Origin of the sequence: Sinomonas sp. (genome assembly GCF_051955515.1) — a bacterium.
Taxonomy (GTDB): Bacteria; Actinomycetota; Actinomycetes; order Actinomycetales; family Micrococcaceae; genus Sinomonas.
On the sequence record NZ_JBQCGQ010000030.1, the window covers coordinates 1 to 11,005 of the forward strand.

General features: G+C 67.5%; 12 protein-coding genes. 8 read left to right on the forward strand and 4 right to left on the reverse strand.

Annotated elements, in window-relative coordinates; all coding sequences use genetic code 11:
* The 5 genes from ACTHL9_RS01470 to ACTHL9_RS01490 form a co-directional block, all read left to right on the forward strand.
* Nucleotides 1–638 (forward strand): ABC transporter permease (locus tag ACTHL9_RS01470; RefSeq protein ID WP_440516852.1); only part of this gene is annotated, 638 nt, incomplete at its 5' end.
* A complete protein-coding gene (locus ACTHL9_RS01475) occupies nt 635–1,351 on the forward strand; it encodes an ABC transporter permease (protein ID WP_440516853.1) in 717 nt (238 codons plus the stop codon). The genes ACTHL9_RS01470 and ACTHL9_RS01475, both read left to right, overlap by 4 nt.
* Nucleotides 1,348–2,307, forward strand: a complete 960-nt coding sequence (locus ACTHL9_RS01480; protein WP_440516854.1) for an ABC transporter substrate-binding protein — start codon at nt 1,348–1,350, stop codon at nt 2,305–2,307. The genes ACTHL9_RS01475 and ACTHL9_RS01480 overlap by 4 nt, the downstream gene beginning before the upstream one ends.
* Before the next feature lie 84 nt (nt 2,308–2,391).
* Entirely contained in the window at nt 2,392–3,612 is a 1,221-nt protein-coding gene (locus tag ACTHL9_RS01485; protein WP_440516855.1) for a pyridoxal phosphate-dependent aminotransferase, read from the forward strand.
* A gap of 16 nt (nt 3,613–3,628) precedes the next feature.
* Complete coding sequence (locus ACTHL9_RS01490; RefSeq protein ID WP_440516856.1) at nt 3,629–4,492, forward strand: polyphosphate kinase 2 family protein; 864 nt, start codon at nt 3,629–3,631, stop codon at nt 4,490–4,492.
* Nucleotides 4,493–4,500: 8 nt separating this feature from the next.
* Here ACTHL9_RS01490 and ACTHL9_RS01495 read toward each other — a convergent pair whose 3' ends face one another.
* Nucleotides 4,501–4,740 carry an exodeoxyribonuclease VII small subunit gene (locus ACTHL9_RS01495; RefSeq protein WP_440516857.1) on the reverse strand — a complete coding sequence of 80 codons (240 nt, stop codon included), beginning with the start codon at nt 4,738–4,740 and terminating at the stop codon, nt 4,501–4,503.
* Nucleotides 4,733–6,088 carry an exodeoxyribonuclease VII large subunit gene (gene xseA, locus ACTHL9_RS01500; RefSeq protein ID WP_440516863.1) on the reverse strand — a complete coding sequence of 452 codons (1,356 nt, stop codon included), beginning with the start codon at nt 6,086–6,088 and terminating at the stop codon, nt 4,733–4,735. Before xseA ends, ACTHL9_RS01495 begins: the two co-directional genes overlap by 8 nt.
* A gap of 155 nt (nt 6,089–6,243) precedes the next feature.
* Between xseA and ACTHL9_RS01505 the strand changes: the two genes are divergently transcribed.
* Together ACTHL9_RS01505 and ACTHL9_RS01510 are read left to right on the forward strand one after the other, a co-directional pair.
* A complete protein-coding gene (locus ACTHL9_RS01505; RefSeq protein WP_440516858.1) occupies nt 6,244–7,086 on the forward strand; it encodes a hypothetical protein in 843 nt (280 codons plus the stop codon).
* A 17-nt stretch (nt 7,087–7,103) separates the two neighbouring features.
* The gene (locus ACTHL9_RS01510) at nt 7,104–8,189 is read left to right on the forward strand and encodes a 4-hydroxy-3-methylbut-2-enyl diphosphate reductase (RefSeq protein WP_440516859.1); all 1,086 of its coding nucleotides are present in this window, start codon (nt 7,104–7,106) and stop codon (nt 8,187–8,189) included.
* On the opposite strand, the gene ACTHL9_RS01515 is transcribed toward ACTHL9_RS01510, so the two are convergent.
* Both ACTHL9_RS01515 and ACTHL9_RS01520 read right to left on the reverse strand, forming a co-directional pair.
* Nucleotides 8,186–8,398 (reverse strand): hypothetical protein, encoded by a 213-nt coding sequence (locus tag ACTHL9_RS01515; RefSeq protein ID WP_440516860.1) that lies wholly within the window; start codon nt 8,396–8,398, stop codon nt 8,186–8,188. The two genes, ACTHL9_RS01510 and ACTHL9_RS01515, sit on opposite strands and share 4 nt — an antisense overlap.
* A 283-nt stretch (nt 8,399–8,681) precedes the next feature.
* On the reverse strand, nt 8,682–9,953 hold the full coding sequence (locus tag ACTHL9_RS01520) for a DNA recombination protein RmuC (RefSeq protein WP_440516861.1): 1,272 nt from the start codon (nt 9,951–9,953) through the stop codon (nt 8,682–8,684).
* A 77-nt stretch (nt 9,954–10,030) separates the two neighbouring features.
* Here ACTHL9_RS01520 and ychF point away from each other — a divergent pair.
* Nucleotides 10,031–11,005 (forward strand): redox-regulated ATPase YchF (ychF, locus tag ACTHL9_RS01525; protein ID WP_440516862.1); only part of this gene is annotated, 975 nt, incomplete at its 3' end.

The window sequence follows — 11,005 nt, forward strand, 5'->3', positions numbered from 1 at the left end:
TCCTCGGGCTCGCCGGCCAGCACTTCGTGCTCGCGGCCGCGCCGCTCGTGCTCGGCCTTGTCATCAGCCTGCCGCTCGCCCAGCTCGTCCGACGACGCCGGGCGTGGCGCACCGCACTCCTGACGGTCAGCTCCGTCCTCTACACGGTTCCCTCGCTCGCCCTCTTCATCATCCTGCCCGTGGTCCTCGGCACGAGGATCCTCGACCCGGCGAATGTGATCGTCGCCCTGACGGTGTACGCCGTGGCGCTGCTCGTGCGCGCATCCCTCGACGCGCTCGACTCGGTCGACGGTGAGCTGAGCCTCGCCGCCCAGGCTTTGGGCCACACTCCCGTGTCACGGTATTTCCTCGTCGACCTCCCGCTCTCGCTGCCGGTGCTCATCGCGGGGCTGCGCGCCGTTTCCGTGAGCAACGTCTCGCTCGTGAGCGTCGCCGCACTCGTCGGGATGCCGAATCTCGGAATCCTGTTCACCGAAGGTCTGCAGCGGGACTTCATAACCGAAATCGTCGTGGGCCTCGTCGGCATCCTCGTCCTCGCGCTCCTCATGGACCTCGCCCTCGTCCTCGCCGGCCGGCTGCTCTCGCCGTGGGCCCGACTCGCGCCCGCGTCAGTGCCGCGGAGGAGGTCACGGGCATGAGCCTCATCGAGCTCACCTGGGCGTGGCTCGTGGATCCCGCCCACTGGACCGGCTACTCCGGAATCCCGGCCCGACTGGGGGAGCATGCCTTCTACTCGGTCCTGACGGTCGCGATCGCCTGCGCCATCGCCCTGCCCATCGGGGCGTACGTCGGCCACACGGGCAGGGGGAGGACCGTCGTCGTCGCGCTTGCGGGCGCTCTGCGCGCCGTCCCCACCCTTGGCCTCCTCGTGCTCTTCGTGCTCCTCGCGGGGATCGGCCTGATGCCGCCGATCTGGGCCCTGGTCATCCTCACCGTTCCGCCGATCCTGGCCGGCACCTACTCGGGCATCGCCGCCGTGGACCCCGTGATCGTCGACGCGGCCCGCGCCCAGGGGATGCAGGAGCATCAGGTGCTCCTCCGCGTCGAGCTGCCCAACGCGCTCCCGGTGATCTTCGGGGGCATCCGTGCGGGCGTACTCCAGGTCATCGCCACGGCGACCGTCGTCGCGTACACCAACCTCGGCGGCCTCGGACGCTACATCTTCGACGGCCTGTCCCTCTCGGACTATCCCCAGATGCTGGGCGGATCCGTCCTCGTCGCGGCCCTCGCCGTCGTCGTCGACCTCGCACTGGGGACGCTCCTGAGGCGACTCGGCCCCCGCATGCCCTCTTCCCGGGAGCTGCCCGCTCCCGAGGCGATACACGAACTGCAACAGGAAGGACTGTCATGACACCTCAGGACACCCCGATCACCCGCCGAACAGCCGTCGCCGCGGTTGCGGCCGGACTCGGGCTGACCCTCGCGCTGAGCGCGTGCGGCGGCTCGTCCAACCCGCTCAGCACGGGTGGCGGCGCGAGCTCCGGTTCGGCCTCGGGCAAGGCCCTCGTCATCGGCTCGGCCGACTTCACCGAGAGCCAGATCATCGCCGAGCTGTACGCCGGCGCCCTCAACGCGGCCGGCGTCCCCGCAACGACGAAGCCGAACATCGGAGCCCGCGAGGTCTACTACAAGGCGGTGCAGGACGGCTCCGTGGACGTCGTTCCGGACTACACCGGCAATCTCCTGCTCTACGTGGACCCGAAGGCGACCCAGGTCTCCGCCTCGGACATCGCCTCGGCGCTGCCCAACAAGCTGCCCAAGGGCCTTGCGATCCTCGACCCAGCCAAGGCCGAGGACAAGGATGCCATGGTGGTCACGAAGGCGACCGCCACGAAGTACTCGCTCTCGAGCATCGCGGACATGTCCAAGGTGTGCAGCGATTTGGTCATCGGCGCCCCGGCGACCTTCGAGCAGCGCGCGTACGGGCTCCCCGGGCTCAAGGACAAGTACAACTGCGTCCCCAAGCAGTTCCAGCCGTTCAACGACGGCGGAGGGCCTGTGACGCTCAAGGCACTGCTGTCCAACGACATTCAGGTTGCCGATATCTTCACGACCACGCCGTCCATCGCGGACAACGACCTCGTCGTCCTGGACGACCCGAAGAACAACTTCATCGCCCAGCAGGTCGTTCCGCTCGTCAACACCGCGAACCTCTCCGACGCCGCGAAGAAGGCCCTCAATGCCGTCTCGTCGAAGCTCACCACGACCGATCTCATCAACCTGAACCGGGCCGTGAGCGGGAATCAGAAGCAGAGTCCCGCCGACGCGGCGAAGGCGTGGCTCAAGGACAAGGGACTCGCCTCGTAGCCCCTTCTCGGCCCTCAGAACCGCGCCGCAGGGTGTGAGCGGAATCTCAAAGAGAGCGCTCACACCCTGTGGCATATTGGTTGGATGGCCGAGTTCAAGCAGTCTTCCAAGCTCCACAACGTCCTGTACGACATCCGGGGACCGATTTTGGAAGCTGCCCAGCAGATGGAGGCCGAGGGCCACAAGATCCTCAAGCTCAACATCGGCAACCCGGCACCGTTCGGCTTCGAGGCCCCGGACGCGATCCTCGTGGACATGATCCGCCATCTCCCGCACGCGCAGGGCTACAGCGACTCACGAGGCATCTTCTCGGCCCGGACCGCAGTCTCGCAGTATTACCAGACGCGCGGGATCCAGAACATCGGGGTGGACGACATCTACCTCGGCAACGGGGTGAGCGAGCTCATCACCATGTCCCTCATGGCGCTGCTCGAGCAGGGGGATGAGATCCTCGTCCCCACCCCCGACTACCCCCTCTGGACGGCATCTGTCTCGCTCGCGGGCGGCAGTGCCGTGCACTACCTGTGCCGCGAGGAAGAGGACTGGGAACCGGATCTCGAGGATCTCGAGTCCAAGATCACGCCCAGCACCAAGGGCATCGTGGTCATCAACCCGAACAACCCCACTGGCGCGGTCTACTCCGATTCGACACTGCGGCAGATCGTCGCGCTGGCCGAGAAGCACGGGCTCATCATCTTCGCCGACGAGATCTACGAGAAGATCCTGTACGACGGGGTCACGCACACCAACATGGCCGCGTTCACGAATGAGGACGTGCTGTGCCTGACGTTCAGCGGCCTCTCGAAGGCGTACCGGGTCTGCGGCTACCGGGCAGGGTGGATGGCGATCTCCGGGCCGAAGAAGTCCGCCGCCGACTATCTTGAGGGCATCAACCTGCTCGCGAACAGGCGCCTGGGCGCGACCGTGCCCGCGCAGCATGCCATCCAGACCGCGCTGGGGGGGTACCAGAGCATCAACGACCTGATCCTCCCCGGGGGCCGTCTGCTCGAACAGCGCAACAAGGCGTACGAGATGCTCAACGCCATGCCCGGCGTCTCCACGACGCAGGCGAAGGGCGCGCTCTACCTCTTCCCGCGCCTCGATCCCGAGGTCTACCCGATCAAGGACGACGAGAAGTTCGTCCTGGACCTCCTGCGCGAGCAGAAGATCCTGCTCTCCCACGGGCGCGCCTTCAACTGGCACTCGCCCGACCACTTCCGCATGGTCACGCTCCCGGCCGTGGCGGACATCGAGGAGGCCCTGGGCCGTATGGCAGACTTCCTCAGCAGGTACGAGGGGAACTGAGACCACCGGAGGTTCGATGTCGAAGCAAACGGAAGAGAACGGCTTCACCGGCGCCCCACAGGACCTGCTCGTTGTCCGGCCGGAATTCCAGCTCGCGGACATCGATCCGGGCTCAACGCCCGGATTCAAAGGCAGCAAGTCGGACGGCCAGGCCATTCTCGCGAAACGCGACTCTCAGCTCGCCGACCTCCAGGAACGACTCTTCGCCGAAGGAAAGGGCGGAGGGAAGCGCTCGCTGCTCTTGGTGCTCCAAGGCATGGACACCAGCGGCAAGGGCGGAATCGTCAGCCATGTCGTCGGGGCTGTCGACGTCCAGGGGGTCCGGCATGCTGCATTCGGCGTTCCGACGGAGGAGGAGCAGCGCCACGACTTCCTATGGCGCGTCGAGAAGCAGCTGCCAGGGCCCGGCATGCTCGGGTGCTTCGACCGGTCGCACTACGAGGACGTCCTGGTGCCGCGGGTCCACGGCCTGATCAACGACGCAGAACTCGAACGCCGCTTTTCGTCCATCCAGGATTTCGAGTCGCGCCTGTTCGAGAACGAAACCCGAATCATCAAGATCATGCTGCACCTCAGCAAGGAGGAGCAGAAGAAGCGACTTGCCGCGCGTCTCGACAATCCTGCGAAGCTTTGGAAATACGACCCCGGCGACATCTCCGCGCGCCATCAGTGGGACGCCTACATGGAGGCGTACGAGGCGACGATCCTGAGGACGAGCACCGCCTACGCTCCGTGGTACGTGGTGCCGGCAGACAACAAGTGGTACTCGCGCATGGTCGTACAGGAGCTCCTTGTCGCGGCGCTTGAGGGCATGGACCCCCAATGGCCCTCCGCATCCTTCGATGTCGACGAGGAGAAGGCCCGGCTCGCCGGGAGCTGAGTCTTCCCCTACTCGGTGGTCGCCCCACCACCCTCGGCGGGCTGACGACGCGCGGCATCCAGCCGCCGTCGTGCGCCTTCGAGCCACTCCTCGCACCGCTGCGCGAGGGCCTCGCCCCGCTCCCACAGCGCGAGCGACTCCTCAAGGCTCACTCCGCCGGCCTCGAGTTTGGCCACGACCGCCACGAGCTGCTCGCGAGCTTCCTCGTAGTTCAGGTGCGCGAACGCGTCCTGCTGGGACTCACTCATGTGCAGTTCCTTCCTCGCCGGTGTGGGTCTCGTGGATCTTCGCAGCGCGGACCGACGTGAGCTCGCCTTCCGAGCGGGCCACCAGCGCCCCGCGGGCGAGCCGGACGCGCAGAGGAGTGCCTGCCGGGGCATCCTCGGGGGCGCGGATGACGGCGGCGGCCGGGCCGTCGAGCACCTGGACCACCGAGTAGCCCCGGTCAAGCGTCTGCTGCGGGGAGAGAGCGCGGACTTGGGCGCGGAGGTGACGGACGGCGTCCTCTCCGCGGACGACGGCGCCGCTCACCGCGTGGTGCGCGCGGGCCACGAGCCGATCGACGTCCTGATGCCGGGCCTGCAGCATCTCCTCCGGCCGTGCCAGCACGGGCCGGCTGCGCAGGAGTGCGAGCTGCTGCTCCTCGCGGTGGACGTGCAAGGCGATCTGCCGTTCGAGCCGGTCCCGGCACTGCCGGACGCGCGAGAGCTCCTCGGCCACGTCCGGCACGATGCGCTTGGCTGCGTCGGTCGGGGTCGAGGCGCGGAGGTCGGCGACGTCGTCGAGGATCGGCCGGTCTGCCTCGTGCCCGATTGCGCTGACCACGGGCGTCTCGGCTGCGGCGACGGCGCGGACCAGCCGCTCGTCGCTGAACGGCAGGAGGTCTTCAAGCGAGCCGCCACCGCGAGCGATCACGATGACGTCGACTTCGGGCATCGCGTCCAGCTCCCGGAGCGCCCGGATGACCTCGCCCACGGCGCCTCCTCCCTGGACGGCGACCTCGCGGATCTCGAAGTGGACGGCAGGCCATCGCAGCGCGGCGTTGCGGAGCACGTCTTTCTTCGCGTCCGAATCCCTTCCTGTGACCAGTCCGATCCGGTGGGGGAGGAGGGGCAGCCGTTTCTTGAGCGACTCCGAGAAGAGGCCTTCGGCCCCCAGAGCGTGCCGGAGCCGTTCGATCCTCGCCAGCAGGTCTCCGAGGCCGACCGGCCTGATGTCGCGGACCTGCATGTTGAGGCGCCCGGTCTTGAGCCACATCTCCGGCTTGACGAGCGCTACGACTCTCGAACCGCGTTCGAGGGGCTCCTTGAGGCGCCCCATGACCTGGCTCCAGGCTGACGCCGACAACGAGATCTCGCCCTCGACGTCCCGCAGCGTGAGATAGGCGTTCGTCCCGCGCTTGTTGAGCTCGATGACTTGGCCCTCGATCCACACCTGCGGCGCACGCTCGATGTGCTCCTTGAGCTTGCGCGAGAGGAGTGCGAGGGGCCACGGGTTGTCCGGCGTCGTGTCAGCAGCGCGCTCGGGCAGGCTTGCGGGGGCGCTCTCGTCCGTGCTCTCCACGGGGGTGCCCCCTGCGGTCGCGGTGTACCCCATGGCATCGATCATCTCCGCTGCGTCAGGCATGTGGTCCCCCTCTCCTGCGCGCTCGGTCATGTCCCAGATCTATCACGGCCCGCCGACAGTCCTGCCGGGAACCCGGATCCTCTCCCCACTACGATAGGTGGGTTGCCGCCTCACTTTGGGAAGCCATGCGTACCGTCCTTTCCGCACTCTCAGTGCTGCTCGCCGTCGTCCTCGCAGCGGTGGCGGTGCCCGCGCTCTGGCTCGACCGCAACGTGGTCGACGAGTCCGGGTTCGTCCACCTGCTCGGACCGATGGGCAGCGACAAGGACATCCAGTCGACCCTCGTGTCCAATCTGGACGCGGCCGTGCTGTCCTCGGCCGGTGTACCGGACGCCCTGAAGCCGATCGCCCAGCAGGCCGTCGACGCCGTCGCCAAGGGGCTCGTCTCCGACCCCGGATTCCCCCAAGCGTGGAGCGACACCCTGCGCGCAACCCACCAGGTGAACTTCAGTGCTGACCGCGCCTCGGCCAACGCCTTCGAACTCGAGCTCCGTCCCCTCGCGGACCTTCTCGCTCGGAAGCTCGGCGCCTCGCTGAACGCCAGCATTTCCGGTCCTCCGTCTCTCACCGTTCAGGTGGGCACTGCGCAGCAGCGATCCTGGCTCACGAACGCTCAAGACCTCGCCCGACTGGGGATTCCCCTCGCATTCGGCGCAGTGCTCGCCCTCGTTCTCGGGCTGCTGTTCGCACGACGGCGGGGAGTCGCCTTGGCGTGGGCCGGACTCGGTCTGCTGGTGGTGGCCGCGCTGTTCCAAGGTGCCGACGGCCTGATTCCTGCGGCCGGCTCCGCCCAGGGGAACTCAGGATCGATGTCCTCGACTTTCGGGGCGCGCGCGGCCGAGCTCGCCGCCGCGAACTTCGAGTCGTGGATTCTCGCTCTGGCGGTCTGCGGCGCGGTGCTGCTCGTAGTCGGCGCAGTCCTCGGAGCCGTTCGCCGGCGGCGGAGACGAGCAGAGGCTAGTTTCTGACTCGATAGCATGGATGCATGACCTCTTCCCCCGTCGCTCTTTCCATGCCCTCGGTTCCGCGCCGACGTCGGGCGCCCGAGGACGTGGCCGCAGCAGCGCCGATCGTCGGGGAGAAGCGCGTTCTGCTCGCTGCGCCGCGAGGGTACTGCGCGGGAGTGGACCGGGCGGTCATCGCGGTCGAGAAGGCGCTCGAGCACTACGGTCCGCCCGTCTACGTCCGCAAGCAGATCGTGCACAACCGCCACGTCGTCGAGACGCTCGAGGAGCGCGGCGCGATCTTCGTCGATGAAACGGACGAGGTGCGCGAGGGCGCACTCGTCGTGTTCTCCGCGCACGGGGTGAGTCCCGCCGTCGTCCGCTCTGCCGAGGAACGTGGGCTGCGCACCATCGATGCGACCTGCCCGCTGGTGACTAAGGTGCACCGCGAGGCTGTGCGCTTCGCGAAGGGCGACTACGAGATTCTGCTCATCGGCCACGAGGGCCACGAGGAAGTCGAAGGCACCTACGGCGAAGCGCCCGAGCACACCCAGATCGTGAACTCGCCCGAGGAAGCCGACACTATCGAGGTCCGCGATCCCGACCGACTCATCTGGCTCTCGCAAACCACGCTCTCCGTCGACGAAACGATGGAGACCGTGCGACGCCTCCGCGAGCGGTTCCCCAACCTTCAGGATCCGCCGAGCGATGACATCTGCTACGCGACGTCCAATCGTCAGGCGGCGATCAAGAAGATCGCGCCGCAGGCGGACCTCGTGATCGTGGTCGGATCCGCGAACTCGTCGAATTCCGTGCGTCTCGTGGAGGTGGCCCTCGAGTACGGGGCGAAGACGGCGTACCGAGTGGACTTCGCGAACGAGGTCGACGAGTCCTGGTTCGAAGGCGTTGCCACCGTCGGCGTGACGTCCGGAGCATCCGTTCCCGAAGTCCTCGTGCAGGACGTTCTGAGGCTCGCGGCCGAGTACGGCTACGCGACCGTCGAGGAGGTCGTGACGGCGGAGGAGGACATTCTGTTCTCGCTCCCGAAGGAGCTCCGGGCGACCCTCAAGGATGTCGGCGACGGCAGCCGCGGCTTGGGCGGACGGGGCCAGCGCCCGCGCGGCTAACCGCCGAGGTCGGGCCGTGTGCCGCCGAGGTCGGGTCCTGCGTCGCTGAGGTCGGGCCGTATGCCGCCGAGGTCGGGGGGAGTGGCGCCGAGGTCGGGCCGTATGCCGCCGAGGTCGGGTCGTGTGGCGCCGACGTCGGGGGCGCCGATGAGCCAAACACAAGAGAGCCCGGTCCAGGCAAGCGCTGGACCGGGCTCTCGGCGCAACATCACTCCTGCCGGGTCGACGCCCCAACTTCGACGGCACACCGCTCTGACGTCGGCGTCACGCGCCCCGATGTCTGGGGCAGACCACCCGATCTCGGCGTCACGCGCCCCGATGTCTGGGGCAGACCACCCGATCTCGGCGTCACGCGCCCCGATGTCGGGGCAGGGCACACCGCCCGATCTCGGGGGTGGGGGACCCGATCTCGGCGCCACACCGCCCGATCTCGGCGCCACGCGCCCCGATCTCGGCGTTTGGGGGTCGGCGGGTTAGGGCGGGTTAGTACAGTTAGGCGGTTGGGCGCAGGGGTTCGGCAGATGCCGGGGACTGCTGGCCGACCGGCAGACCGCTGTCCTCGAGCTGCTGCGCATCAAGCAGTTCGCCTGCACTCAGGACCCTGGGTGTGCTGGCGAGCGGCGGCATGTCGGGCAGGGTTTCGGGTGCCCCGGGGTCGAGGGCACTGATCCGCCGAGCAGTCGGCAGCACGCGTGATTCGAGCGCGCCGACAAAGGCGTTGTACCGCTCGACGGACGACTTGAGGGAGCTTCCCAGCTTCGCCACGTGCCCGCCCATGGTGCCCAGGCGGCCGTACAGCTGCTGCGACAGCTCGAACAGCTCCCGGGCGTTCTCTGTGAGGAGTTCCTGCCGCCACCCGAAGGCCACGCCCTTGAGGAGGGCGATGAGCGTCGCGGGGGAGGCGAGGGCGACGTTCCGGGCGAAGGCGTAGTCGAGGAGCCCCGGGTCCTCGATGAGAGCCTCCGCAAGGAATGACTCCGCCGGAAGGAAGCACACCACGAGTTCGGGACTGGCACCCAACGATTCCCAGTACTTCTTCGTTCCGAGCGCATCCACATGGGCCCGCAGTGCCCGAGCGTGATCGGCGAGGTGGCGCTTCTTCGTCTCGACTGCGGGAGCGCTCGGGTCGTGTGCGACGCCCTGGGCCTTGAGATACGCAGCAAGTGGCACCTTCGCGTCGACGATGATCTGCTTCGCACCCGGAAGGTGAACCACGAGGTCCGGGCGCACTGTGCCGAGATCGCTCGTTGCCGTGACCTGTTCGCTGAAGTCGACACGGTCGAGCATCCCGGCCGCTTCGACGACCCGCCGGAGCTGGACTTCGCCCCACGTGCCACGGGAAGCGTTGTTGGCCAAGGCGGCGGTGAGGGCGTGCGTAGTCCTCAGGAGGGCGGCATCGGACTCTTGAGCCGACTGGAGCTGCTGGGCGAGCTGCCCGTACTGCTCGACCCTGTCGCGCTCGAGCAGGGCCACCTGCCGCTGGACTGCGCCCAGCTTCTCAGCAACTGGCCCGAGTGCTTGGAGGACGGCGTTCTCCTGCTCGTCGAGGCTCGTCAGGGCTTGGTTCTGACGCGCCAGAAGGTTGCGCTCGGCCGTCGCGGCAGCGAGCTGCGCTTCGGTCTCCGCAAGGCGGGCTCGAAGCGTAGGGCCAGCACCGCCGTCGTCCGCGTTCTTCCTCCGCGCGTAGCCGAAGCCCGCCAACGCACCGACAAGCAGGGCGAGCGCCGCCACCAGCACCATCACGAGAAGCTGTGTTCCGTCCATGGCTCCCACGATGGCATGGGGCTCCGACAATTCCGGGCGACATTCTGGAAATAGCGTCGCCGGTATGATGGATGACCGTGGCTCTCACTATTGGCATCGTCGGACTCCCCAACGTCGGAAAGTCGACGCTCTTCAACGCGCTGACGCGCAATCAGGTCCTCGCGGCGAACTATCCGTTCGCGACAATCGAGCCGAACGTCGGCGTGGTGAGCCTCCCCGACCCCCGCCTTGGCGAGCTCGCCAAGATCTTCAACTCGGAGCGGATCCTCCCTGCCACCGTGTCGTTCGTGGATATCGCGGGCATCGTGAAGGGTGCATCCGAGGGCGAAGGACTCGGCAATCAGTTCTTGGCGAACATCCGCGAGGCCCAGGCGATCGCCCAAGTGGTCCGCGTCTTCGACGACCCGGACGTGGTGCACGTCGAGGGTCGCGTCGACCCCCGCTCCGACATCGACACCATCCACACCGAGCTCATCCTCGCCGATCTCCAAACGGTCGAGAAGGCGCTCCCGCGCGTGGAGAAGGAAGTCAAGAACAAGAAGCGCGACGCCTCCGAGCTGGCTGCCCTCGAAGGAGCCAAGAAGGTCCTCGAGCGGGGCGACACGATCATCGCTGCCGCGAAGACCGACAAGCTGGACATGGACGGGCTCAAGGAGCTCAATCTCCTGACGGCGAAGCCGTTCATCTACGTCTTCAACTGCGACGAAGGCGTGCTGGGCAGCCCAGAGAAGCAGGCCGAGCTGCGCGAACTCGTCGCCCCAGCGGACTGCATCTTCCTCGACGCCAAGCTGGAGGCTGACCTCGTGGAGCTCTCCGAGGAGGAAGCCCGTGAGATGCTTGAGATGAACGGCCAGGACGAGTCCGGCCTGGACCAGCTCGCGCGAGTCGGCTTCCATACCCTCGGCCTCCAGACCTACCTCACGGCCGGCCCCAAAGAGGCCCGTGCCTGGACGATCCGTCAGGGCGACACCGCGCCGCAGGCCGCCGGCGTGATTCACTCCGACTTCCAGCGGGGCTTCATCAAGGCCGAGGTCGTCCACTTCGAGGACCTC